The 25,940-nt window shown below is 42.1% G+C and carries 27 protein-coding genes and 2 other annotated features; all 27 genes read left to right on the top strand.

Annotated features, from left to right (window positions below; translation table 11 throughout):
* Positions 1–93 precede the first annotated feature (93 nt).
* Positions 94–291, top strand: coding sequence for a hypothetical protein (locus tag CSV60_RS01555; RefSeq protein ID WP_099630509.1), 198 nt, complete (start codon positions 94–96; stop codon positions 289–291).
* Positions 292–420: 129 nt separating this feature from the next.
* Positions 421–1,020, top strand: coding sequence for a biotin transporter BioY (locus tag CSV60_RS01550; RefSeq protein ID WP_099630510.1), 600 nt, complete (start codon positions 421–423; stop codon positions 1,018–1,020).
* Complete coding sequence (gene bioB, locus CSV60_RS01545) at positions 1,020–2,021, top strand: biotin synthase BioB (protein ID WP_143565312.1); 1,002 nt, start codon at positions 1,020–1,022, stop codon at positions 2,019–2,021. The genes CSV60_RS01550 and bioB overlap by 1 nt, the downstream gene beginning before the upstream one ends.
* A 627-nt stretch (positions 2,022–2,648) precedes the next feature.
* Entirely contained in the window at positions 2,649–3,119 is a 471-nt protein-coding gene (locus tag CSV60_RS01540; RefSeq protein ID WP_099630512.1) for a CtsR family transcriptional regulator, read from the top strand.
* 11 nt (positions 3,120–3,130) lie between these two features.
* Positions 3,131–3,682 (top strand): UvrB/UvrC motif-containing protein, encoded by a 552-nt coding sequence (locus CSV60_RS01535; protein WP_099635787.1) that lies wholly within the window; start codon positions 3,131–3,133, stop codon positions 3,680–3,682.
* On the top strand, positions 3,672–4,760 hold the full coding sequence (gene mcsB / locus CSV60_RS01530) for a protein-arginine kinase McsB (protein ID WP_099635786.1): 1,089 nt from the start codon (positions 3,672–3,674) through the stop codon (positions 4,758–4,760). The genes CSV60_RS01535 and mcsB overlap by 11 nt, the downstream gene beginning before the upstream one ends.
* A 185-nt stretch (positions 4,761–4,945) precedes the next feature.
* Complete coding sequence (locus CSV60_RS01525; RefSeq protein ID WP_099635785.1) at positions 4,946–7,393, top strand: ATP-dependent Clp protease ATP-binding subunit; 2,448 nt, start codon at positions 4,946–4,948, stop codon at positions 7,391–7,393.
* An 89-nt stretch (positions 7,394–7,482) separates the two neighbouring features.
* Positions 7,483–8,853 carry a DNA repair protein RadA gene (gene radA / locus CSV60_RS01520; RefSeq protein WP_099630516.1) on the top strand — a complete coding sequence of 457 codons (1,371 nt, stop codon included), beginning with the start codon at positions 7,483–7,485 and terminating at the stop codon, positions 8,851–8,853.
* Positions 8,854–9,016: 163 nt separating this feature from the next.
* Positions 9,017–10,105 carry a PIN/TRAM domain-containing protein gene (locus CSV60_RS01515; RefSeq protein WP_099635784.1) on the top strand — a complete coding sequence of 363 codons (1,089 nt, stop codon included), beginning with the start codon at positions 9,017–9,019 and terminating at the stop codon, positions 10,103–10,105.
* A gap of 26 nt (positions 10,106–10,131) precedes the next feature.
* Positions 10,132–10,812 carry a 2-C-methyl-D-erythritol 4-phosphate cytidylyltransferase gene (gene ispD / locus CSV60_RS01510; RefSeq protein WP_099630518.1) on the top strand — a complete coding sequence of 227 codons (681 nt, stop codon included), beginning with the start codon at positions 10,132–10,134 and terminating at the stop codon, positions 10,810–10,812.
* A 13-nt stretch (positions 10,813–10,825) separates the two neighbouring features.
* Complete coding sequence (ispF, locus tag CSV60_RS01505) at positions 10,826–11,305, top strand: 2-C-methyl-D-erythritol 2,4-cyclodiphosphate synthase (protein ID WP_099630519.1); 480 nt, start codon at positions 10,826–10,828, stop codon at positions 11,303–11,305.
* Positions 11,306–11,388: 83 nt separating this feature from the next.
* Positions 11,389–12,849, top strand: a complete 1,461-nt coding sequence (gltX, locus tag CSV60_RS01500; RefSeq protein WP_099635783.1) for a glutamate--tRNA ligase — start codon at positions 11,389–11,391, stop codon at positions 12,847–12,849.
* Between the two features lie 57 nt (positions 12,850–12,906).
* Positions 12,907–13,121: a binding site (T-box leader), on the top strand.
* Between the two features lie 90 nt (positions 13,122–13,211).
* Positions 13,212–13,886 carry a serine O-acetyltransferase gene (gene cysE / locus CSV60_RS01495; protein WP_099630521.1) on the top strand — a complete coding sequence of 225 codons (675 nt, stop codon included), beginning with the start codon at positions 13,212–13,214 and terminating at the stop codon, positions 13,884–13,886.
* Positions 13,867–15,267: a cysteine--tRNA ligase gene (gene cysS, locus CSV60_RS01490; RefSeq protein ID WP_099635782.1), complete on the top strand. Its 1,401-nt coding sequence runs from the start codon at positions 13,867–13,869 to the stop codon at positions 15,265–15,267. The genes cysE and cysS overlap by 20 nt, the downstream gene beginning before the upstream one ends.
* 4 nt (positions 15,268–15,271) lie before the next feature.
* Positions 15,272–15,691 (top strand): Mini-ribonuclease 3, encoded by a 420-nt coding sequence (locus CSV60_RS01485; protein WP_099635781.1) that lies wholly within the window; start codon positions 15,272–15,274, stop codon positions 15,689–15,691.
* Positions 15,688–16,446 (top strand): 23S rRNA (guanosine(2251)-2'-O)-methyltransferase RlmB, encoded by a 759-nt coding sequence (gene rlmB / locus CSV60_RS01480; protein ID WP_099630524.1) that lies wholly within the window; start codon positions 15,688–15,690, stop codon positions 16,444–16,446. Before CSV60_RS01485 ends, rlmB begins: the two co-directional genes overlap by 4 nt.
* Positions 16,443–16,958, top strand: coding sequence for an NYN domain-containing protein (locus tag CSV60_RS01475; protein ID WP_099630525.1), 516 nt, complete (start codon positions 16,443–16,445; stop codon positions 16,956–16,958). Before rlmB ends, CSV60_RS01475 begins: the two co-directional genes overlap by 4 nt.
* Positions 16,959–17,040: 82 nt before the next feature.
* On the top strand, positions 17,041–17,679 hold the full coding sequence (gene sigH / locus CSV60_RS01470) for an RNA polymerase sporulation sigma factor SigH (protein WP_099630596.1): 639 nt from the start codon (positions 17,041–17,043) through the stop codon (positions 17,677–17,679).
* Positions 17,680–17,760: 81 nt separating this feature from the next.
* Complete coding sequence (rpmG, locus tag CSV60_RS01465) at positions 17,761–17,910, top strand: 50S ribosomal protein L33 (protein WP_099630526.1); 150 nt, start codon at positions 17,761–17,763, stop codon at positions 17,908–17,910.
* 56 nt (positions 17,911–17,966) lie between these two features.
* Positions 17,967–18,152 carry a preprotein translocase subunit SecE gene (gene secE / locus CSV60_RS01460; protein ID WP_099630527.1) on the top strand — a complete coding sequence of 62 codons (186 nt, stop codon included), beginning with the start codon at positions 17,967–17,969 and terminating at the stop codon, positions 18,150–18,152.
* A 107-nt stretch (positions 18,153–18,259) separates the two neighbouring features.
* A complete protein-coding gene (gene nusG / locus CSV60_RS01455; protein WP_099630597.1) occupies positions 18,260–18,796 on the top strand; it encodes a transcription termination/antitermination protein NusG in 537 nt (178 codons plus the stop codon).
* Between the two features lie 170 nt (positions 18,797–18,966).
* Positions 18,967–19,392: a 50S ribosomal protein L11 gene (rplK, locus tag CSV60_RS01450; RefSeq protein ID WP_029053289.1), complete on the top strand. Its 426-nt coding sequence runs from the start codon at positions 18,967–18,969 to the stop codon at positions 19,390–19,392.
* 121 nt (positions 19,393–19,513) lie between these two features.
* Positions 19,514–20,215, top strand: a complete 702-nt coding sequence (rplA, locus tag CSV60_RS01445; RefSeq protein WP_099630528.1) for a 50S ribosomal protein L1 — start codon at positions 19,514–19,516, stop codon at positions 20,213–20,215.
* A 40-nt stretch (positions 20,216–20,255) separates the two neighbouring features.
* Positions 20,256–20,394, top strand: a sequence feature (ribosomal protein L10 leader region).
* 30 nt (positions 20,395–20,424) lie between these two features.
* On the top strand, positions 20,425–20,925 hold the full coding sequence (rplJ, locus tag CSV60_RS01440) for a 50S ribosomal protein L10 (RefSeq protein WP_099630529.1): 501 nt from the start codon (positions 20,425–20,427) through the stop codon (positions 20,923–20,925).
* Between the two features lie 67 nt (positions 20,926–20,992).
* Positions 20,993–21,352, top strand: coding sequence for a 50S ribosomal protein L7/L12 (gene rplL / locus CSV60_RS01435; protein WP_099630530.1), 360 nt, complete (start codon positions 20,993–20,995; stop codon positions 21,350–21,352).
* 89 nt (positions 21,353–21,441) lie between these two features.
* Positions 21,442–22,044: a class I SAM-dependent methyltransferase gene (locus CSV60_RS01430; RefSeq protein ID WP_099630531.1), complete on the top strand. Its 603-nt coding sequence runs from the start codon at positions 21,442–21,444 to the stop codon at positions 22,042–22,044.
* A 220-nt stretch (positions 22,045–22,264) separates the two neighbouring features.
* Complete coding sequence (rpoB, locus tag CSV60_RS01425) at positions 22,265–25,810, top strand: DNA-directed RNA polymerase subunit beta (protein WP_199171344.1); 3,546 nt, start codon at positions 22,265–22,267, stop codon at positions 25,808–25,810.
* The last annotated feature ends 130 nt before the right edge of the window (positions 25,811–25,940 follow it).

Below are 25,940 nucleotides of genomic sequence, written 5' to 3'. Positions count from 1 at the left end.
CGTTTGGTGAAGTTCAAAGCGCGGAGTTAGTGCATAGAGAAATTGCGGTATATATGCTAAAATTAATGAATTAACTCGAAAAGGTGAGAAATTATGCGATTCTTTAAATACTCATTTCCAATCGCTGTTCTTGTAGGTACACTTGCTTGGATTATGATAGGTAACAGTTACGAAGAAGTTGCTTATGATATGCGTGTGTACATTACAATTGGGGCTGCTATATTCAGTGGTTTAATCTCAAGTGTTTTGTTTCGCAAAGAAAAGGAAGAACAGATTGATGAGAAGAAGTAGGCTGTCAGCGGTATGCTGCAGTCTTTTTTTGTCTACTTTTATGAGTTAACCAAAAAATAAAATGTGTTGACACGAAATAGGTTAACCGATATTATTTATGGGGTAACCAGTTTAGAAAGAGGTGTCGTAATGGCAATAGCAACAGAGAGACGACCGGTAAGTAGATTCAGCGCACTAACTATTGTATATAGCGGGATGTTTGCTGCGTTAATGATGATTGGAGCGAATATTACATCCTTCGTGCCGTTTTTAGTAGTTGGTGGAGTACCCATCACATTACAAACTTTTTTCGCTATCTTATCAGGGCTATTACTTGGTAGTCGTCTAGGTGCGTTATCGATGACCGTCTATATGTTAATAGGACTAGCAGGGGCACCGGTCTTCGCTAAATTTTCAGGAGGCTTCGGTCAGATCTTAAGTCCAACGTTTGGTTTTATACTCACATTTATTCTGATTGCTTATGTAGCTGGAAAGATTGTTGAGCGAAAGCATACTTTGTCTGCTTTTATTATCGCAGCATTTGTCGCTACAGCAGTCAACTATATACTAGGTACAACTTGGATGTATTTTGCGTACAAGATGTGGGCTGCTGCACCCGACGTGTTTACCTACAAGATTGCTTGGCTGTGGATGATGCCGCCACTACCGAAAGATTTAATTCTAGCTGTACTGTCAGGCATATTCGCATTTAGAATATCAAAACACTTGAAAGTGAGGCGGACGTTATAATGAACTATCAGAGGCTGGCTACTCAAGTACTCGAAGGCCATGTACTAACTGATGAGGAATCACTCGCAATATTAAATAGCCCAGATGAAGATTTACTATTATTACTGCACGCGACATACTCGATTCGGTCACATTACTTCGGCAATAAAGTAAAGTTGAATATGATTATCAATACGAAATCGGGACTATGTCCGGAAAACTGTGGGTATTGCGCGCAATCCATCATTTCAAAAGCACCTGTTGAAAAGTATGCAATGATGAAATCGGAAGAAATACTAGAAGGTGCGGAACGTGCTGCCGCTAATAATGCGGGCACCTATTGCATCGTAGCAAGTGGACGAGGACCGCGTGACAGTGAGCTGGACATCGTGATTGATTCTGTTAAACAGATTAAAGAGAAGCACAAGGGCATGACGGTATGTGCTTGTTTAGGTATTTTGAAGCCAGGACAAGCAACACGTTTGAAAGAGGCAGGAGTAGATCGCTATAACCACAACTTGAACACATCTGCAGAGCATCACGAGAGTATAACAACATCGCATACATACGATGATCGTGTAAATACTGTAGGACTTGCCAAGGAAGCGGGCATCTCTCCATGTTCAGGCGTTATCGTCGGCATGCGTGAAACAAAACAAGATATCATCTCCATGGCGCGTAGCCTACGTGAACTGGACGCAGACTCGATACCTGTAAACTTCCTGCACGCAGTGGATGGAACCCCGTTGGAAGGAACATCAGAACTGGATCCCCGTTACTGCTTAAAGGTCTTGTGTCTATTCCGCTACATTAATCCTAGCAAGGAAATCCGCATCTCGGGTGGACGTGAAGTGAATCTTAGAAGCCTACAACCACTAGGCCTCTACGCTGCAAACTCCATCTTTATCGGTGACTACCTCACAACATCCGGTCAAGAAAACGATCAAGATCAAAAAATGCTGGAAGATATGGGCTTCGAAGTCGACTTAGAACCTTTGAATAAAGAACCCATCACTTTGTAAATAGAAGAGAAGAAAAATGTTTGTATACTCCGTGACTGAAGACAATCCACTATAAGGATCTGTTCTTCAGTCTTTTCTTATTTATATAAGTTGAATTAAAGATTTCAGGATACACTAAGTGATTTTCGTTACAGGCGGCGACTCCGGCGGGAACAGCACAAGCTGAAAGCCCCGCAGGTAGCGAAAACCGTAACGAAGAACGGTTTTTGCGAGTAAAAGCGAAGCGTTAGGAGCACGTCTTTGCCCGTAGCGGACGAGGAGATTGAGGCCGTGCCCGCGGAACGAGTCCGCCTGGAATGGAAATCAACGGTTCCCTTGTGCGGACTACTTCTTATGTTCAACTAATATAGTTAGAATTCCATTTAGAAAGATTACAGTAGTACACCGTAAGCGGAAAATACCCGTCTAGAACGTTAGTAAACGGTGCCAAACTATCCACTTTATTTTTTGTCTCATTACTAATTGAATAATCATTAGCCAGATGTGACAACCTAGCACTAGGTTTTCTTTCAACGTAATAAGGTATACATATAAACAAATGAATTGCATCCCACCCAATTACTGCGATACAATTAAGTCAAAGATAGTCAAAGTCAACTAGAAGGTTGAGTGAAGCGAGGTGACGAGATGCGTAATATTTCTGACATTATAGAAGGGTATTTGAAGTCGATTATAGAAGAGGAAGATAGTGCTTCTATTGAAATCAAAAGAAATGAGATTGCCGAGAAGTTCCAATGCGTACCATCACAAATCAACTACGTAATCAAAACCCGGTTTACGGTCGAAAGAGGCTATGCCGTGGAGTCTAAGCGAGGGGGCGGGGGCTACATCCGGATTTATAGGGTACGTACCAACTCCCGAAAGGACTTACTTGAACAAGCGTTGGAGATTTTGGAGAGTGAAGCGTCTTCTACTATGGCGGAAGATGTCATCATCCGTTTAATTGAAGAAGAAGTCATTACAGAACGTGAAGCTAAGTTGATGCTTGCTGCGGTGAGCCGCGGTACTCTGCGTTATATGTTGCCTGAGCGGGATGCGTTACGTTCACGTATTCTTCGCGCCATGTTAGTTACGTTAATTTATGAAGAGATAGAATGAGGTGAATCTCCATGCTTTGTGAAAACTGTAAAGAACGACCAGCTACTGTAGTGTTTAAACAGGAAACCTTAAATCATGCAACAGAGCGCCATTTATGTGATAAATGTGCATTTTACTCACAGACATTTTCTTTCAGTCCGGATCAGGAGCCATTATCCATTCAACAATTCTTAGCGCACTGGTTGGGCGGTTCAGAATTATTTTCAGAACAAAAAGCCGATGAAAGATTACCAGATGGTCCGAAATGTCCGAATTGCAATTTGACCTTTCACCGTTTCCTTGACATCGGAAAGTTTGGCTGTGCTGTATGTTACGAAGCATTTAGCGGGCAACTGCCAAGGTTGTTTGCCAAATTGCATAATGGACATACCCAACACCGTGGAAAGATTCCGGTTTCACTTAATGAACGCTTTGCCTTAAAGAGAAAACTTGAAGATATCCGTACGAAAATGCAGCAAGCCGTAGAAAATGAACATTTTGAAGAAGCGGCAACTTTGCGTGATGAGGCGAACCAGTTGAAACAGCAGCTGTCTGACGGGGGTGACGATCAACATGTCATTTGAAAAATTTCTCAAACAAGAACTGACAGGTTGGATGGTGGCGGAAGGTGAGCATGCTGACATTGTCTTATCCACAAGAATCAGGCTAGCCCGTAACTTGCAAGATTATCTATTTCCGATTAGTGCTTCACAGGAAGACGCAAACCGCGTGAGCGAAGCGTTACACCATGCAGTCAAGCCGATGCAGAATCACCATTTTACAGGCACAGCGATGAAAGATTTGTCACCACTTGAAAGACAAATCTTAGTCGAGAAACATTTGGTCAGTCCACAGTTGATCAACCCTGAAAAACATGGGTCGGTTTTGCTATCGGAAGACGAAACGATCAGCATTATGGTAAATGAAGAAGATCATATTCGCATTCAATGTATATATCCTGGTTTTCAAATAGACCAGGCATATGAACAGGCTGATCGAGTGGATAGCGAACTGGAAGCGAATCTGAACTATGCTTTCGATGAAACATTCGGCTATTTGACAAGTTGTCCCTCCAACACAGGTACAGGAATGCGCGCATCTGTCATGATGCATTTACCTGCATTGACGATCACTAAGCAAATCGAGCGAATTATTCCCGCGATATCTAGACTTGGAATGGTCGTACGTGGGAGTTATGGAGAGGGCAGTGAAGCGCTCGGCAATATTTATCAAGTTTCCAATCAAATCACACTCGGCAAATCAGAAGAAGAAATCCTCAAAGACTTGGAGAGTATTTCAAAGCGCTTGATAGCGCATGAAAAGAAATCACGTGAATTATTATTGGCTAAATCGGAAGTTCACTTAGAGAATAGGTTATTTAGGGCACTCGGTACCCTGACCTATTCGCGAATATTACCTTCAGCGGAAGCGGCAAAATGTTTGTCTGACGTCCGTTTGGGTATTGATTTAGGTATCATAGAAAATATTGATATGACCATTTTGAATGAATTGATGATTTTCATGCAACCAGGTTTTCTTCAGCAATACGCAGAGGCGGAATTAACATCTGATGAACGAGATATCCTTCGTGCACAATTATTCCGAGATCGGCTAGGTGTAGTGCGATCTGCTGCACAAAAAAAAGACAATGATTCGTTATGAGCAAAGTTTTTGCAAGAAAGTCTCATAGCATTTATAATTAATCAAAGATAGTCAAAGTCAATATGCGAATTAGGTTGTATCGCGAACTGACATGAATATATATAGTTATAGGAAACAAAGCAAGGATGCGTTATTTTGCATAACATAGAATATAGTCCACTGATGAAGGAAAGAGGGGAATGGATATGATGTTTAATCGATTTACACAACGTGCACAAAAAGTTTTACAACTGGCTCAAGAAGAGGCTATTCGTTTAAAACATGAATCTATTGGTACTGAGCATATTCTACTCGGATTGATTCGAGAAGGTGGCGGCATCGCAGCAAAAGCTCTTGAAGCAATTAGCGTGAATGCAGATACTATTGAACGAGAAGTAGAAATTCTGGTGGGTGTAGGCTCTAAAGATGTGGGTCCGATCGTTCATTATACTCCACGCGCAAAACGTGTCATCGAATTATCTGTTGATGAGTCTCGTAAATTAGGACATTCTTATATCGGTACTGAGCATATTTTATTGGCTTTGATTCGAGAAGGGGAAGGTGTGGCAGCGCGCGTTCTGAATAATGCGGGTGTTAGCTTGAATAAAGCTCGCCAGCAAGTACTTCAATTGCTTGGTAATGATGAAAGTTCTGTTGGGAACCCAGCGAATTCTGCATCAGCGGCAACACCAACATTAGATGGCTTAGCGCGTGATTTAACTGAGATCGCACGTGAAGGTACATTAGATCCAGTTATTGGACGAAGCAAAGAAATCACACGTGTTATTGAAGTATTGGCACGTCGTACGAAAAACAACCCTGTGCTGATTGGGGAACCGGGTGTAGGTAAAACAGCGATTGCGGAAGGTTTGGCGCAGCAAGTCGTAAGTAATGAAGTACCTGAAATCTTGCGTGACAAACGCGTGATGACACTGGATATGGGTACAGTCGTTGCGGGCACGAAATACCGCGGTGAGTTTGAAGATAGAATGAAGAAAGTAATGGAAGAAATTCGTCAAGCGGGTAACATTATATTATTCATCGATGAATTACACACGTTGATCGGTGCAGGTGGAGCAGAAGGTGCTATTGATGCATCCAACATCTTGAAGCCATCACTTGCACGTGGTGAACTACAATGTATCGGTGCTACAACACTTGACGAATACCGTAAATATATTGAAAAAGATGCAGCGCTTGAACGACGTTTCCAACCGATCCAAGTCGATGAGCCAACTGTAGACGAAACAATTCAGATCATTAAAGGCTTGCGTGACCGGTACGAAGCGCATCACCGAGTAAAGATTACCGATGAAGCAGTTGAAGCCGCGGCGAAGATGTCTGATCGTTATATCTCGGATCGTTTCTTACCAGATAAAGCGATTGACTTAATTGACGAAGCGGGATCGAAAGTACGCTTGCGTTCGTATACAACTCCTCCTAATTTAAAGGAGCTTGAGGTGAAGCTTGAAGCGATCCGTTCTGAGAAGAATGCAGCCGTTCAAAGCCAAGAGTTTGAGAAGGCCGCCTCTTATCGGGATAAGGAGCAGAAAATGAAGGAAGAATTGGAAACAACGAAATCCGCTTGGAAAGAGAAACAAGGGCAGACTGAGTCCGAAGTGACAGTAAATGATATCGCTTCTGTTGTGGCGATGTGGACAGGAATTCCCGTTGACAAGATTGCGGAAACAGAATCTGCTAAATTGCTTAACATGGAAGAAATTCTACATGAACGTGTCATCGGCCAAAATGAATCTGTCGTAGCGATTTCCAAAGCAATCCGCCGTGCGCGTGCGGGGTTAAAAGATCCTAAACGTCCAATTGGTTCATTCATTTTCCTTGGCCCTACTGGTGTAGGTAAAACTGAACTAGCTCGTGCGCTAGCAGAAGTAATGTTCGGTGATGAAGATGCGATGATTCGTATCGACATGTCAGAGTACATGGAGAAGCATGCAACATCTCGTTTAGTTGGATCACCTCCGGGATATGTTGGTTATGAAGAAGGAGGTCAGTTAACGGAGAAAGTTCGCCGTAAGCCTTATTCAGTAGTACTACTTGATGAAATTGAAAAAGCACACCCTGATGTATTCAATATCTTATTGCAAGTATTGGAAGACGGGCGTCTGACGGATTCTAAAGGACGTACAGTTGATTTCCGTAACACGGTAGTCATCATGACTTCTAACGTAGGGGCCACGGAATTGAAGAAAAACCGTTACGTTGGCTTTAATATTCAAGATGGCGAATCCGATTATGATGATATGAAAGAGAAAATGCTTGCTGAGTTGAAAAAAGCATTTAGACCAGAGTTCTTAAACCGTGTAGATGATATGATTGTCTTCCACTCGTTGGAGAAAGAGCACTTGCGTGAAATTGTTAGCTTGATGAGTGATGAGCTGGCAAAACGTTTGGCTGAACAGGACATCGAATTGATGTTAACTGAATCTGCTAAAGATAAGATTACGGATGAGGGATATGATCCTGAATACGGAGCTCGTCCACTACGCCGTGCATTACAGAAACATGTAGAAGATCGTTTATCTGAAGAATTACTCGAAGGTAAAGTTCTGATGGGTGAAAAAGTAATCATTGATGTAGAAAATGACCAGTTTGTCGTGCGTACGGAGAAACAAACAGTAGCAGCAGAAAAATAATAATAGGATAAACCGGATAGCTCGCTCGCTTAGTTTTTTAAAAGCGATGCGAGCTGTCCTTTTCGTATTTTAAAGTAAGGAGAGAGTATATGGCTAAGCGTAAATCTAAATTCATGTGCCGTTCTTGTGGATATGAATCCGCTAAGTGGATGGGGCGCTGTCCTGGTTGTGGAGAATGGAACACGATGGACGAAGAAGTAGAGATTGTGCAAAAAGGACCGCGTGCCGCATTTCAGCATGGGGAGAGAGTGAAGCAAAAGGCTTTGCCGATCAGTCAGGTGGAAACGGCTGAAGAGCCTCGTGTTAAAACGGAGTTAAAGGAATTAAACCGCGTGCTTGGAGGTGGAATTGTTCCTGGCTCGCTCATATTAATTGGTGGTGATCCGGGAATCGGAAAATCTACATTGTTGCTTCAAGTCTCGTCATTACTTGCGAATCAACAGCAACGCGTACTATATATATCGGGAGAGGAATCGATTAAGCAAACAAAGTTACGTGCAGAACGTTTAGGTGTGAAATCAGATGAGTTGTACATTTATGCTGAAACCGATCTTGCAATGATCAATGAAACGGTGGATGAAGTGAAGCCGAGATTTGTTATTGTGGACTCGATTCAGACTGTTCACCATCCTGAAGTATCATCGGCACCGGGGAGTGTATCACAAGTGCGTGAATGTACCGCAGAACTAATGCGTATAGCAAAGACGCAAAACATTGCCATATTCCTCGTAGGTCACGTAACAAAAGAAGGACAAATTGCAGGACCACGATTGCTTGAGCATATGGTGGATACGGTACTGTATTTTGAAGGAGAACGTCACCATACATATCGTATTTTGCGCAGTGTTAAAAACCGTTTTGGTTCCACCAATGAAATTGCCATTTTTGAAATGTTGCAAGCTGGATTAAAAGAAGTCTTAAATCCTTCTGAAATGTTTTTGCGTGAGCGTTCACAAGGTGGGGCAGGCTCTACCATTGTCGCTTCTATGGAAGGTACACGACCCATACTTGTTGAAATTCAGGCATTGATGACGGCATCAAGTTTTAATTATCCGAAGCGAATGGCGACTGGACTGGATCAAAACCGTGTGCAATTATTGATGGCTGTATTGGAAAAGCGTGCGGGAATGCTATTGCAAACACAAGATGCGTATATTAAAGTTGCAGGCGGCGTTAAGTTGGATGAGCCGGCCATTGATTTAGCGGTGTTACTGAGTATTGTTTCTAGTTATCGCGATACAGCTGTAGGGGCGCGGGATTGTTTTGTTGGTGAAGTAGGGTTAACAGGTGAGGTTAGAAGGGTATCTAGAATAGAACAACGCGTTACGGAGGCGGCGAAGCTAGGTTTTGATCGCATTATCATTCCATCGTCTAATCTGGGTGGTTGGGATGTTCCGAATGGGATTGAAGTAGTAGGAGTTGAAACTATAACGGAGGCATTAGGCGTGGCATTTAGATAATAAATTTTTATATAACGAGATGAATAGAAAGGTAAGAAACTTTCCTGCTATTTAATTAGTCCTAGTAGGGGGAGTGAGGAATTTTCAGAAATTCCTCACTTAACCTAAGCGACCAACCATAATTCGTTGTATACTATAAGGAAGGAAAAGGAGGTGGAAGAATATGTTGAAAAGAGTAGTCCAAGTTTCATTCTTATTAATCGGAGGAACTCTCGGTGTTTTATTTTTACCGTACTTATTCGCTATGTTTGAGTTTACATCTCGCCCCATTATAGAGAACCCTTATGTGGAGGCAATTATAGGAGCTATCATTCTATTTTTATTAAGCTTATTTTTAACTGAACCGATTGTGAATTTCATTAAATGGATTGAAGAAAGACTTCTGAAAGCACCGATTATGGATTTATTATTCGGTACAATTGGATTAGTCGTAGGATTAATCGTTGCATTTTTATTCAGTTTCGGTCTAAGTGCAATTGGCTTTCCGGTAGTATCTTCTGTTGTACCTGTATTATTGTCTATTCTTCTCGGCTATTTAGGTTTCCAGGTAGGTTTTAAAAAGTGGGAAGAGTTTATCAATGCATTTTCCAATTTACGCATGACAACGGCAAAAAAGAAAGAATCAACAGAACCGGTGGTCACTCCACCACAAAAAGATGTATATAAATTATTGGATACTAGCGTCATTATTGATGGGCGTATTGCGGATATCGTGGCAACGGGATTTTTACAAGGGATTTTAGTTGTACCTCAGTTTGTACTGACGGAACTTCAGCATATAGCAGATTCATCTGACACGTTGAAGCGAACGAAAGGTCGGCGTGGCCTAGACATTCTAAAACGTTTACAAAATGATGACGGACCACAAGTTCTTATTACGGAAGAAGATATTCCGAATGTAGCCGAAGTGGACTTGAAGTTAGTTAAACTGGCGAAGAAAATGGATGGTTTAGTTGTAACGAATGATTTCAACTTAAATAAAGTATCGGATTTGCATGGCGTTGCAGTTTTGAACATAAATGATCTTGCTAACGCAGTAAAACCGGTAGTCATTCCGGGTGAAGAAATGCATGTGGTCGTAATTAAGGACGGCAAAGAACACAATCAAGGCGTTGCATACTTGGATGATGGCACCATGATCGTAATTGAAGATGGTCGTTCTCATATCGGGGATGCCATTGACGTTGTAGTAACAAGTGTATTGCAAACATCTGCGGGACGCATGATTTTTGCGAAACCCAAAGGTCGATAACCAGCATAGAAAGCAGAGTGACAAACGTGAACTATACAGTGATGATTCCTGCTGCGGGAAGTGGCAAACGAATGGGTGCTGGACAAAATAAACTCCTCCTGAAAATTGGAGAGCATTCAATTTTGTATCATACAGTAAGTGTGTTTCAAGAAGACCCTAATTGTGAAGAAATCATTATGGCTGTGAAGCCGGAAGAGCAAGCCGTGATTGAAGAGATTCTTCAACCGCATCAACACGTCAAACCTATTACATTTGTAAAGGGTGGTGGTGAGCGTCAAAACAGTGTAGCGGCTTGTATCTCTGCTTATAAAGGGAAAAGTATCGTACTAGTACATGACGCAGCTAGACCTTTCCTAAATTCAGCAATCATTACGAAACTGGTGCATACTGCTAATGAAAAAGGAGCAGCTATAGCGGCAGTCAGGGCGAAGGATACAATCAAGTATGCGGATGGCGGAACTGTGAAAGAAACTTTGAATCGTGAAAAACTATGGCTTGTACAAACACCTCAAGCATTTCAATATGAATTGCTGAAAAAAGCATCTGACTTGGCTATTCAAGAAGGTTTCCTCGGCACGGATGAATCCGCGCTGGTGGAACGAATGGGTTACGAAGTCCAGGTGGTAGAAGGCTCGTATGACAATGTAAAGATGACGACCCAGGAAGATTTGGCTATAGGTGAAATCTTACTGGCAAGAAGAAAGTAGGGGGAATAATTACATGTTTCGAATTGGACAAGGTTTTGATGTACATGCATTTGAGGAAGGTAGGCCACTCATAATCGGAGGAATCACCATACCGCACACAAGGGGGTTAATCGGTCACTCCGATGCGGATGTGTTATTGCACACCGTAACAGACGCTGCACTTGGCGCAATTGGTAAAGTGGATATTGGCACACATTTCCCTGATACGGATGATGCGTTTAAAGACGCTGACTCTGCTGTTTTATTGGAAAAAGTATGGGCCATGGTAAGAGAAGAAGGTTACCGTTTAGGTAATATTGATTGTACGATTATTGCGCAGCGCCCGAAAATGGCACCATACATTGGGGACATTCGTCAACGTGTAGCGGAATTGCTTGAAGCGGATATATCGCAAGTGAATGTCAAAGCTACGACTACGGAACGTCTAGGTTTCCCTGGGCGTGAAGAAGGAATCGCAGCGATGGCCACGATTTTACTAATGAAAAACCAGTAACTTTCAAAACGGCTTATAGAGTGCTAAAATAGATAGGAAATTATATAAGAACGTAATCAATTCGAAACGGAGAGGTAAATATTATGACACAAGAAGTACGTGTGCGTTATGCACCGAGTCCAACAGGCCAACTACATATTGGTGGCGCGCGGACCGCGTTATTCAACTATTTGTTCGCTCGTCACTATGACGGGAAATTCATTGTTCGTATTGAAGATACGGATACAGCGCGAAATATTGAAAGTGGTGAACTGTCACAACTTGAAAACCTAACGTGGCTAGGTATCCATCATGACGAATCAATTGATATTGGTGGAGAATACGGACCGTACCGTCAAATGGATCGTCTGGATTTGTATAAAAAGTATGCAGATGAAATGCTCGAAAAAGGACATGCTTACAAATGTTTCTGTACAACTGAAGAGTTAGAAGCAAAGCGTGACGCACAAAAAGCATCGGGAATCGCAGCGCCTATGTATGATGGCGCTTGTCGTCATTTGACAGCGGAACAGGTGGCGGAAAATGAAGCAGCGGGGAAAACTTACACTATTCGTATGCGCGTTCCTGAAGATGTCACGTATACGATTGATGACCTTGTGCGTGGAGAGGTAACATTCGAATCAAAAGATATCGGTGACTGGGTTATGGTTAAAACGAATGGTATTCCTACGTATAACTTTGCTGTAGTCGTTGATGATCATTTGATGAAAATCTCTCATGTTTTCCGCGGGGAAGAGCATTTGACGAATACACCAAAGCAACTAATGGTATTTGATGTATTTGGTTGGGATCATCCGCGATTTGGTCATATGACATTGATCGTCAATGAAGAGCGTAAAAAGCTCTCAAAACGTGATGAATCAATTATTCAATTCATTACACAGTATAAAGATTTAGGTTATTTGCCAGAAGCTATGTTTAATTTCTTCTCTTTACTTGGTTGGTCGCCTGTCGGGGAAGAGGAGATTTTCTCTCATGACGAACTTGTGAAACAATTTGATGAATCTCGCTTGTCAAAATCACCCTCCATGTTCGACACGAATAAGCTGACGTGGATGAATAACCAATATATAAAAAAGCTGTCCTTGGAAGAAGTAATTGAATTAACATTGCCTCATCTACAAGCAGCAGGGTTGGTTTCGGAAAATATGTCTGCTGAAGAACAAACATGGGTTCACGATTTGATCGCGTTATACCATGGTCAATTAAGCTTTGGTGCTGAAATTGTGGAGTTATCTGCCCAGTTTTTCCATGACACACTGGAATATGATGAAGTAGCATCGGAAATTCTAGCTGGTGAACAAGTACCTGAGGTGATGACATCACTTAAAGGGCAGCTTGAAGCATTAGAAACTTTTAATGCTCCATCTATTAAAGCAGCGATTAAAGCGGTGCAAAAAGAAACGGGGCATAAAGGTAAGAACTTATTCATGCCTGTACGTGTCGTGGCGACTGGCCAGACGTCAGGACCAGAACTACCAGATGCAATCGCGCTGATCGGTAAAGAGAAAATCATTCAACGCATTGAAAGATTTGCAAAATGATCAATATTGACAATTCGGTGAATTTATGTAAAATGAACCTAATATGAAATTATCATATCAAAAGCGTTGAGAAGGAAAGTACATAGTGGATACTCTGTAGAGAGGGTCATCTAGGCTGGAAATGACCTGAGTCGTTCACTATCGAAATGCACCTTTGAGCGATGAGCTGAAACTGTTAGTAAGCCATACGTATAGTCTGCGTTAAAGACATTAAGCGGGGGACAATTAGGTTCCCAAGCGGAGTGGAACCACGCATTTAATGCGTCTCTGTCATCATAAGTGACGGGGGCGCTTTTTTTATCTCACGATTTTTTAAAAAGTGTTAACCGCCGTCATGTGAAAGAAAAAAAGGGGGAAGTTCATTGTTCAAACGTATGAAAGAAGATATTCGGTGTATTTTCGATCAAGATCCGGCAGCTCGTAGCACAATTGAAGTAATCTTAACGTATTCGGGGTTGCATGCAATTTGGATGCATCGTATTGCGCATGTGTTTTATAAGCGTAATCTCCGTTTCTTGGCTCGTGTAGTATCGCAAGTTAGCAGATTCTTTACGGGGATCGAAATTCATCCTGGAGCAGTAATAGGCAGACGTCTATTTATTGATCATGGGATGGGTGTAGTAATAGGGGAAACATGTGAAATTGGCGATGATGTGACACTTTATCAAGGAGTTACACTCGGGGGGACAGGTAAAGAAGGCGGTAAGCGACATCCGACGCTCTGTGATAATGTATTGGTTGCATCGGGTGCTAAAGTACTCGGTTCCATCACGATTGGTGAGAACAGCAAGGTAGGAGCGGGTTCGGTCATATTGAAGGAAGTGCCTCCCAACTCTACAGTAGTTGGGATACCAGGGAAAATCGTTATTTCCAATGGGGTACGTGTAAATAGTAAACTGGATCATTCCACGCAAGATCCGATTTCGGATGAAATCAAGCGATTGGAAAAGCAAATTCAGGAGTTAAAGCTACGTACCCAGCAGTTGGAAACCATGAATGAAAAAAAGGGAGATTTACATGAGCATTCAACTTTATAATACATTGACACGTAAGAAAGAAAAATTTATTCCGATAGAAGAGGGAAAAGTAAAAATGTATGTCTGTGGACCGACCGTTTATAACTATATTCATATCGGAAACGCTCGTCCCGTGATTGCTTTTGATACGATTCGTCGCTACTTGGAATATCGTGGATATGAAGTGAATTATGTCTCGAATTTCACGGACGTAGACGACAAAATCATTAAAGCAGCAAATGATTTAAATGAAGAGGTCGGAGAATTAACCGAGCGGTTCATTGCGGCATATCACGAAGATGTAAGTGCTCTCGGCTGTGAGGTAGCGACAGCACATCCTCGCGTAACTGAGCATATTCAGGACATTGTGGAATTCATTCAAGTTCTAATCGACAAAGGATTTGCCTACGAGTCCTATGGAGATGTCTATTTCCGTACACGTGAATTCGAAGGCTACGGGAAACTTTCACACCAATCTATTGATGAATTAAAAGTAGGTGCGCGGGTCGAAGAGAACGCAATCAAAACAGATCCTCTTGATTTTGCGCTTTGGAAATCAGCAAAAACGGGAGAGATCTCATGGGATAGTCCGTGGGGTACAGGTCGTCCAGGGTGGCATATCGAATGTTCGGTAATGGCTAAGCAACTTCTTGGGGACACTATCGATATTCACGCAGGTGGGCAAGACTTAACATTCCCGCATCATGAAAATGAGATTGCGCAGTCTGAAGCGGCTACAGGCAAAACTTTTGCCAACTATTGGATGCATAATGGCTATATCAATATTGATAACGAAAAAATGTCGAAGTCATTAGGTAATTTTATTTTGGTACATGATATTCGGAAGCAAATCGACCCGAAGGTGCTGCGTTTCTTCATGCTGTCTGTGCACTATCGTCATCCTGTCAACTTTGCACAGGAACTCGTAGAGAGCGCGGCGAATGGATTGGAACGGATCCAAACTTCGTACAGCAACTTGCAGCATCGTCTATCGATTTCGGCAGACCTGGCAGAAAATTCCGAGTCATGGTCAAATAAGATCCAAGAACAAATTAACGCATTTGAGAAAGCGATGGATGACGACTTTAATACTGCTAATGCGATTGCGTCAATTTTTGAACTATCCAAACAGGCGAACGTGTACTTGCTTGAGAAAAATACAGACCGCCACATACTTCAGCAATTCATCGATGCGTTGGATCTATTAATGGGTGTACTTGGTTTGCCTTTTGAAAGTACTGATGAATTGATGGATGGTGAAGTGGATAAATTGATCCAAGAACGTCTTGAAGCCCGGAAGAATCGTGATTTTGCACGGTCAGATGAAATTCGCGATGAATTAAAAGTGCGGGGAATCATTTTAGAAGATACAGCGCAAGGTACTCGCTGGAAAAGAGGGTAACAGTGTGGGGAATTTACGTGAAATAGACGTTAAACAACTCAATGCACTAGCACTTGCTTATATGGGAGATGCTGTATATGAAACAGCGGTTAGAGAGCATTTGCTACGCTGCGGCCGTGTAAAACCGCAAATTTTGCATAAGGAAGCTACACGCTTTGTCTCTGCAAAAGCACAGGCACGAATTATCCTGACGATGAGAGATCAACAATTTCTCACGGAAGAAGAATTGGCGGTAATGCGACGTGGTCGCAATGCGAAAGCGGGATCCGTCCCTAAAAACACTGACGTTACTACGTATAATTACAGCTCTGCATTCGAAGCAGTCCTCGGGTATGTACATTTATTGGATCGGCAAGAGCGTCTAGCTGAACTGATCGAGATGGCGATTCGACTAGTGGAGCATCCTGAGGAGGAGAAAGCATGACAGAGCTAGAAGTGGAATTGATTGGTGGAAGAAACCCTGTCGTAGAAGCGTTGCGTTCAGGTAGGCAGTTGAATAAAATCTGGGTGGCGGAAGGTGTAAATAAGAAAAGTATCGGCGAAATTATAAAGCTTGCTAAAGAAGCGGGGGTAGTTGTGCAGACGGCACCGAAGCAGAAATTAGATGGTATGACGGATCTGAGTCACCAAGGAATTCTCGCTTCGGTTGCCGCTTACGATTATGCCGAGCTGGAAGATTTATTTGCAATCGCTAAAGAAAGGCAAGAAGATCCGTTCTTTATCATTCTTGACGAGCTTGAAGATCCACATAATCTTGGATCTATCTTACGAACAGCAGACGCTTCAGGTGTACATGGCATCATCATTCCAAAAAGACGCGCTGTTGGATTGACAGGCGTAGTAGCAAAAGCATCAACAGGTGCGATTGAACACATACCAGTTGTGCGAGTGAATAATTTATCTCAAACTGTGGATGAGCTAAAGAAACAAGGGGTGTGGATTGCGGGGACAGATGCATCCAATTCCACTGATTACCGCTATATGGATGCTACGTTACCTTTAGCTGTCATTATAGGTAGCGAAGGAAAAGGCATGTCACGCATTTTACGAGAAAGATGCGATTTCCTTTATAGATTGCCGATGGTCGGAGAAGTTACATCTTTAAATGCTTCGGTAGCAGCGGCATTATTGATGTATGAAGTTCTACGAAAGCGTCAATCCGCTCAGGCTACATCATGAAAAAAGATGTGCTACTCGTTGATGGATACAACATCATCGGTGCGTGGCCTGAACTACAACAACTAAAACAAGAAAATTTTGCGCAAGCGCGTGATCGACTTATTGAGCGGATGGCGGAATTTCAGGCCAACAAGGGATGGCGTGTCATCGTGATATTCGATGCCCACTTAGCACCGGGTATCGAAAAACGAAAAAAACAATACCGCGTGGAAGTCGTCTTTACAAGAGAGAATGAAACGGCGGATGAGCGAATTGAAAAATTGGTTTCCGAATTATCCAATCGCTTGACGCAAATCCATGTAGCAACTTCAGATCTTGTAGAACAATGGGTAGTGTTTGCCCAGGGGGCACTTCGCATCTCGGCACGGGAGTTGGAAATTGCTATGAAAGAAGTGGATCGCGTAATTGCGCAAAAGTTAAAAGATTCAATAGAACAACGGCCTCTATCAAAGATTCCTCTGACGGATGAAGTGGCAGCGGAATTCGAAAAAATGAGACGTGGTGGAAAATGAGTAGTTGACGTGAAAAAACACCACGTCTATACTGACATATAAAACCAATTAGTACTCTGGGGTGGAGAGGTTGGTGTGGGTCATGGAAAATGTGAAGAGTAAAAACGAGTATTCTAAACTATCTGATGAAGAAATGGTGGAATTGATCCATTTAGGGAATTCGGATGTATTAGAATTTTTAATAACCAAATTTCAACCGATTGTCCGAATGAAAGCAAGAACGTATTTTATTATTGGCGGAGATCGTGAAGACATCATGCAAGAAGGAATGATCGGACTCTATAAAGCAATACGTGATTTCCGTCCTGATAGATTAAGCTCATTTAAAGTCTTCGCTGAATTGTGTGTGACGCGACAAATTATTACAGCTATTAAAACTGCCACGCGTCAAAAACATATTCCGCTTAATACATCTATTTCGTTGGACAAGCCGATGTTTGATGAAGATCATGAGCGAACGTTACTGGATATCATATCGGGCTCTACGTTAGATGACCCTGAAGATTTAATCATCCATAAAGAAAACTTCATATTCATGGAAAAAGAGATGAACAAAGTGTTGAGCGGATTGGAAAAAGAAGTATTAACATTGTACTTAGAAGGTCAATCCTATCGTGAAATTTCCGAAGTGCTAAATCGTCAAGTAAAATCAATAGACAATGCTTTGCAACGGATCAAGCGCAAACTGGAACACTCGATGGCAATGGATCTGGTACGTTAAACATATCGATAGTAAATTGACATATCGTTAGTTAAATGATACTCTTTAGCGAGACTATTGTCTTGAATTAGGTGAATCGAAATGTCGAAAAAAATAACTTTAAGCTGTGAGATATGTGGTTCGCGAAACTATTCTTTGCCCGCTGGCAACAACAGCCGTGAGGGAAGAATGAATATAAAGAAGTTTTGCAGTCATTGCAATGCGCATACATTGCATAAGCAAACCATTTGACCAGTTACATAGAGTTCGAGTGAGAACACTATGTCATTCGGAAGGGTTGGAGAAGAATGGGCAAGATTACCGATTTTTTGAAAAAAGTCGTTTCGGAAATGCGGAAAGTCAGCTGGCCGAAACGTAAAGAATTAACAAAGTATACTGTAGTTGTTATTTCGACGGTCATATTCATGGCTATCTATTTCTTCGTAGTAGATCTAGGCATCTCCGGAGTAATGAAATGGTATACAGGTCTGTAAAAATGAAAGTATGAATAGCGTGAGAATATCCCGTTTTGATGAATGAACGGGTTTTTTCAGCTTTATTTTAAGGGAGGGACGGACGCATAGTCCTCAATGTCATGGAAATGGATAAAAATTGGTATGTTGTGCATACGTACTCAGGTTATGAGAACAAAGTAAAGGCTAATCTTGAAAAGCGTGTCGAGACAATGGGCATGTCAGATAAGATATTTCGTGTCGTCATTCCGGAAGAGGAAGAGACGGATATTAAAGACGGTAAAAAGAAAACAGTTATGCGTAAAACGTTCCCGGGCTATGTTTTGGTTGAATTGATCATGACAGATGACTCTTGGTACGTTGTTCGCAATACACCAGGTGTTACTGGATTTATCGGTTCATCAGGTGGTGGGGCGAAGCCTACACCGTTGTTACCGGAAGAAGTAGAGTTCATCCTGAAGCAAATGGGTATGAAGGAACAGCGCGTAGATATAGATTTTGGTGTTGGAGAAAGTGTAACAGTGCTAGAAGGGCCGTTTGCACACTTTGAAGGTAAAGTGGAAGAGATTGAAATGGACAAAGGTAAAGTTGTCGTAAGTGTCGATATGTTCGGACGCGAAACGAAGATGGAGCTTTCGTTCGACCAAGTAGAAAAAATGGATTGATGGGTAATGGGAATTTCCCTCTTGCAAAATCTGTGTAATGGTGGTATCATTTCAAAGGTCAGACTTAGTCTGTACGGATTAACCAATTCTACCGACATCGTCGGCAGGCACATATTTGAGTGGGAGGGGCAACCCAATTACCACATCACGGACTTAAGGAGGTGTGTCTCGTGGCTAAAAAAGTTACTAAAGTAGTGAAATTGCAAATTCCAGCTGGTAAAGCAAATCCAGCACCACCAGTAGGGCCGGCATTAGGTCAAGCAGGTGTTAACATTATGGGATTCTGTAAAGAATTTAACGCTCGTACAGCAGATCAAGCTGGTCTAATTATTCCAGTTGAAATCTCGGTATTCGAGGACCGTTCATTTACATTCATCACAAAAACTCCGCCGGCAGCAGTATTGCTGAAGGTTGCAGCAAACGTTCAAAAGGGTTCAGGTGAGCCTAATAAAAACAAAGTTGCTACAGTTAAGCGTGATAAAGTTAGAGAAATCGCAGAACAAAAGATGCCGGACTTAAACGCGGCGTCAGTTGAAGCGGCGATGGCAATGGTCGAAGGTACTGCTCGCAGTATGGGATTCAAAATCGAAGACTGATTTTGGTTTTTCATAATACAGCAATTGTTTGAAGGTGAAGGCTGCGGTCGAATGAGATTCGCAGCCTTCATTAAGTGGGAGGTTTAATCCGTTAAAACCACAAATGAGGAGGAAAATTCTGATGGCTAAAAGAGGTAAAAAATTCGTAGATGCAGCGAAGCTTGTAGATCGTACAGCTACATACACTACGAAAGAAGCAATTGAACTTGCTAAAAAGACAACTACTACTAATTTTGATGCAACAGTTGAAGTAGCTTTCCGTCTTGGTATTGATACTCGTAAAAACGATCAGCAAATCCGTGGAGCTGTAGTGCTTCCAAACGGTACTGGTAAAACTCAACGCGTATTAGTATTCGCTAAAGGTGATAAAGTGAAAGAAGCAGAAGCTGCAGGCGCAGACTATGTAGGCGACGCAGAATTGATTGCTAAAATTCAACAAGGTTGGTTCGATTTCGACGTAATCGTTGCTACACCTGACATGATGGGCGAAGTTGGTAAGATTGGTCGCGTACTTGGACCAAAAGGTCTTATGCCGAACCCGAAAACAGGTACTGTAACATTCGACGTAACAAAGGCTGTTGAAGAAATCAAAGCAGGTAAAGTTGAATATCGTGCGGATAAAGCTGGAATCATCCATGCGCCAATCGGTAAAGTTTCTTTCGATAACGAGAAGTTAGAAGAAAACTTCTTGACGATCTTTGAAACGATTCAAAAAGCTAAACCTGCATCAGCAAAAGGAACATTCATGAAATCGGTAAACGTTACGACAACTATGGGTCCTGCTGTTAAAATAGATCCGTCAAGCGTTACTGTTAAAAAATAATTGACAAGCATATAGTGATCTGTTAAGATTACGCTTGTTATGATGATAACCATTTGTACCGAAGACAGCAGGTGTGGCTTGCCACTTAATGCTCCTGCCGAGGACAAGACGCTCTTTTTAAAAGATGACGACTTTTCTGCCCTCATGTCTTAGACATTGAGGGCTTTTTATATCGGTATAAGTGACCCTAATTACCAGGAGGTGTCAACATGAGCAAAATTTTAGAAGCTAAACAAGCGGTCGTGTCAGAAGTTGCTGACAAGCTGCAATCAGCAGCATCTGTAGTAGTTGTCGATTACCGTGGTCTTACGGTTTCACAAGTTACAGAACTGCGTAAACAACTTCGTGAAGCGGGCATCGAGTTCAAAGTTTATAAAAACTCAATGGTGCGTCGTGCGACGGTAGTTGCAGGACTAGAAGGTTTGAACGAAAACTTGACAGGTCCAAACGCTATCGCCTTCTCTACGGAAGACGTAGTAGCGCCAGCTAAAATCTTAAATGATTTCGCTAAAAAGAACGACAAGCTTGAAATTAAAGCGGGTGTGATCGAAGGAAACGTTGCATCAGCTGAAGATGTGAAAGCATTGGCTACTCTACCGTCTCGCGATGGTCTACTATCTATGCTACTCAGCGTTCTTCAAGCGCCAGTACGAAACTTTGCACTTGCTACGAAAGCAGTTGCAGAACAAAAAGAAGAGCAAGGTGCTTAATTTCGCATCTTGACAGTGACCGGAAAAAACTAGCCGGTTAAATACAACTTTCCAGGAGGAACTTAAAATGACTAATGCACAAATTTTAGACGCAATCAAAGAAATGACAGTTCTTGAACTAAACGACCTTGTTAAAGCAATCGAAGAAGAATTCGGCGTAACAGCAGCAGCACCTGTTGCAGCAGCTGGAGCAGTTGCGGAAGCAGCTGAAGAGCAAACTGAATTCGATGTAATCCTAGCATCAGCTGGAGATCAAAAAATCAAAGTTATCAAAGCAGTTCGTGAAATCACTGGCCTAGGCTTGAAAGAAGCTAAAGCTCTTGTAGACGAAGCTCCTAAAGCTGTTAAAGAAGCAGCAACTAAAGAAGAAGCAGAAGAAATGAAAGCTAAACTTGAAGAAGTTGGCGCATCTGTAGAATTTAAGTAATTTCTACTTCCTTGAGAAAAGCCCGTCTATCTGACGGGCTTTTTTCTTCATATACAGATAATGTAACTCTACGCAGGAGGTATATATATATGGGAGAGCATTATTACTCAAAAAACCCTCAAGTTTCAAGTGCCCCCAAGCAGTGGAAGGCTGAGATTCGTAACAAAGTTTTTTTATTCACGACAGATGCTGGTGTATTTAGTAAAGGTAGTGTAGATGAAGGATCAAAATTGCTCGCTGAGACGTTTAAAGTGCCGTCCGTCGGGGGAGACTTCTTGGAAATAGGGTGCGGTTATGGACCGATTGCGTTGTCCATTGCGTCAGATTTCCCTGAGCGGCTTGTCCACATGGTAGATGTTAATGAGCGGGCGTTAGCTCTTTCTGAAATAAATGCCCAACAAAACAAGATCGTCAATATAAAAATTTATGAGAGTAGTGGAGTTGATCAAGTACAATCTGATGGCTTTGCTGCGATTATAACAAATCCTCCTATTCGAGCAGGTAAGCAAACAGTCTTTTCATTTTACGACGGTGCTTATGAAAAATTGGCTTTGGGTGGCGAACTATGGGTTGTCATTCAAAAGAAACAAGGGGCGCCATCCACAATAGACTACTTGAAGAAGTTGTTTGGTAATGTGGACACAGTTGCTAAGAAAAAAGGCTACTTTATTTTGGTAGCGAAAAAAGTTTGACAGGATCGATATCTTATAGTAGCATTATTAAATGCATAAATATTTATATTGCAGCTGTATGCCCTTTTGTGTGATGTAGTAGAGGAAAAGGCATATTGATGTTTGGATAAAGATTGTGAAATCGAAAATGAGCTCTTGTCGGAACTCGTTTTCTTTTTGTTTTTTCGAAGTCACAGCGGAATTTCTGATTTTGCAAAAACTAATATTGTCTTAATGAGGGGTGAATGAGTTGACAGGTCATTTAGTTCAGTATGGTCAACATCGTCAGCGTAGAAGTTTCGCGCGAATCAAAGAAGTACTCGATTTGCCAAATTTGATTGAAATTCAAACGGCATCTTACGAGTGGTTCTTAGAAGAGGGGTTACGTGAAATGTTCCGGGATATTTCTCCTATCCAGGATTTCACAGGTAACTTGTCCTTGGAATTTATCGATTACAAACTGGGTGATCCCAAATATCCAGTAGACGAATCAAAAGAGCGCGATGTGACATATGCCGCACCACTTCGTGTAAAAGTACGTCTTCATAACCAGGAAACCGGCGATGTGAAGGAACAAGACGTTTTCATGGGAGATTTCCCGCTCATGACGGAAAATGGAACATTCATTATTAACGGAGCTGAGCGTGTTATTGTATCACAGCTCGTTCGTTCGCCAAGTGTTTACTACAATGATAAGACGGACAAAAATGGTAAGCGAGGATTTGGCGCTACTGTTATTCCGAACCGTGGAGCGTGGCTTGAGTATGAAACAGATGCAAAAGATGTAGTACATGTCCGTATCGACCGTACTCGTAAGTTGCCAATTACTGTTTTATTGCGTGCATTAGGCTTCTCTACTGATCAAGAAATTATCGACTTAATCGGCGATAATGAATATTTACGGAATTCATTAGAAAAAGATAATACCGAGACTTCAGAAAAAGCGATGCTTGAAATCTATGAGCGACTTCGTCCAGGTGAACCACCAACACTAGACAGCGCAAGAAGTCTTTTATATTCACGTTTCTTCGATCCAAAGCGCTATGATTTGGCGAATGTTGGGCGTTATAAAATGAATAAGAAGCTTCACTTGCAAAATCGACTGTTCAACCAAACGGCTGCTGAAACACTTGTCGACCCTGAAACAGGTGAGATTTTAGTGGAAAAGGATCAGCTGATCGACCGACGTACATTGGATAAATTACTACCATTTTTATCTCAAGGTATCAATACTGAGTCGATCGAACATGTAGGGTCTATATTGGAAGAGCCAATGGTTATTCAGACGCTAAAGATTTACGCACCGAAAAGTGAAGAAAAACAAGTAATTAATGTCATTTCTAACGCTGAAGTAGACGAGTCTATTAAACATATTACCCCTTCAGATATCGTTGCTTCTATTAGTTATTTCTTCAACCTCTTGCATGGTGTAGGAAACACAGATGATATTGACCATCTTGGTAATCGTCGTTTGCGTTCTGTTGGTGAATTACTCCAAAACCAATTCCGTATCGGTCTTTCCCGTATGGAGCGTGTGGTTAAAGAGAGAATGTCTATCAATGACACGCAATCTATAGTACCTCAACAATTGATCAATATTCGTCCTGTTATTGCATCAATTAAAGAGTTTTTCGGTAGCTCGCAGCTATCTCAGTTTATGGACCAAACAAATCCATTGGCTGAATTGACACATAAACGTCGTTTATCTGCACTAGGACCTGGTGGTTTGACTCGTGAGCGAGCAGGAATGGAAGTTCGTGACGTTCACTACTCTCATTATGGTCGTATGTGTCCGATTGAAACGCCAGAGGGGCCGAACATTGGACTGATTAACTCGTTGTCTACATTCGCGAAAGTGAATCAATTTGGTTTCATTGAGACTCCTTATCGTAAAGTAGATCCAGAAACGGGTCGCGTTACTTCACAGATTGATTATTTAACAGCGGATATTGAAGATAACTATGTAGTGGCTCAAGCAAACGCGTTGCTTGAGGAAGACGGATCATTTACGAATGAAGGCGTCGTAGGACGTTTCCAAGGGGATAACACTGTATTCCGTCGTGAACAAATGGATTATATGGATGTTTCGCCTAAGCAAGTTGTGTCAGCGGCTACTGCATGTATTCCTTTCCTAGAAAATGATGACTCTAACCGTGCGTTGATGGGTGCGAACATGCAACGTCAAGCAGTTCCTTTGTTAAATCCGGAAGCGCCATTTGTAGGTACAGGTATGGAGCATATTTCTGCACGTGATTCAGGAGCAGCTGTTGTTTCTAAATACCACGGTATTGTAGAACACGTAGAAGCTAAGGAGATTCGTATTCGCCGTATTGAAGAAGTGGGCGGTAAAGAAGTCAAGGGTGACCTTGTCGTTTGCCGTTTATCTAAATTCATTCGTTCGAACCAAGGAACTTGCTATAACCAACGTCCAATTGTAAAAGTTGGCGACCGTGTCAAACCGCTTGATATTCTTGCGGACGGACCATCAATGGAACAGGGAGAACTCGCGCTTGGACGTAACGTTCTAACTGCGTTCATGACATGGGATGGTTACAACTACGAAGATGCGATTATCATGAGTGAGCGTCTGGTGAAAGATGATGTATTCACGTCTGTTCATATTGAAGAATATGAATCGGAGGCACGTGATACGAAGCTTGGGCCAGAAGAAATCACGCGTGATATTCCAAACGTCGGAGAAGATGCATTACGCAACTTGGATGACAGAGGAATTATTCGTATCGGTGCAGAAGTACGAGATGGAGATATCTTGGTCGGTAAAGTAACGCCTAAGGGTGTTACGGAATTGACTGCGGAAGAACGTCTTCTACATGCAATCTTTGGGGAAAAAGCACGTGAAGTCCGCGATACTTCATTACGTGTCCCTCATGGAGCAGGCGGAATAGTTCTGGATGTCAAAGTCTTCAACCGTGAAGATGGCGATGAGCTATCTCCAGGAGTAAATCAGTTAGTACGAGTATATATCGTACAGAAGCGTAAAATCTCTGTTGGAGATAAGATGGCAGGACGTCACGGTAATAAGGGGGTTATTTCCCGAATCTTACCTGAGTCGGAAATGCCGTTCCTTCCAGATGGTACACCGATCGATGTTATGTTAAATCCACTAGGTGTTCCGTCACGTATGAATATCGGACAGGTTCTTGAAATGCATCTTGGTATGGCTGCGCGTAGTCTAGGTATTCACACTGCATCTCCTGTATTTGACGGTGCAAACGAAGAAGACGTTTGGGCTACAATGGAAGAAGCAGGAATGGACCGTGACGGTAAAACCATGCTATACGATGGTCGTTCAGGTGAACCATTTGATAACCGTGTATCAGTCGGCGTTATGTACTTGATCAAACTTGCCCACATGGTAGATGATAAGTTGCACGCACGATCTACTGGACCATACTCACTCGTTACACAGCAACCACTCGGCGGTAAAGCCCAGTTCGGTGGACAGCGTTTCGGGGAAATGGAAGTATGGGCGCTAGAAGCATATGGTGCCGCTTATACATTGCAAGAAATTTTAACAGTCAAATCCGATGACGTCGTAGGACGTGTGAAGACATACGAAGCGATTGTTAAAGGTGATAGCGTACCTCAACCAGGTGTACCGGAATCATTTAAAGTACTAATCAAAGAACTTCAAAGTTTAGGGTTAGATGTGAAGATGTTGACGGAAGACTTCGAAGAAATTGAGTTACGTGATTTAGACGACGAAGAAGACTTGCAACCAACTGACGCATTGAACTTGATTAAAGAAGATCAACCGATCGCCTAAAGCAGATAGTGCTGATATGAAATGTAAATAAAACAAACAAAAATGAATAGAAGAGGGCTTCGAGCACCCTCTTCTATTTTATTCAGTAAGAAGAATGTCTTACATGAATGTACTACTACAAGTTAAGTTG

The sequence above is a fragment of the Sporosarcina sp. P7 genome, assembly GCF_002743425.1.
In the GTDB taxonomy this organism is placed as follows: Bacteria; Bacillota; Bacilli; order Bacillales_A; family Planococcaceae; genus Sporosarcina.
Note: the sequence above shows the minus strand (reverse complement) of the source record. Positions and strands in the feature narration are given on the sequence as shown.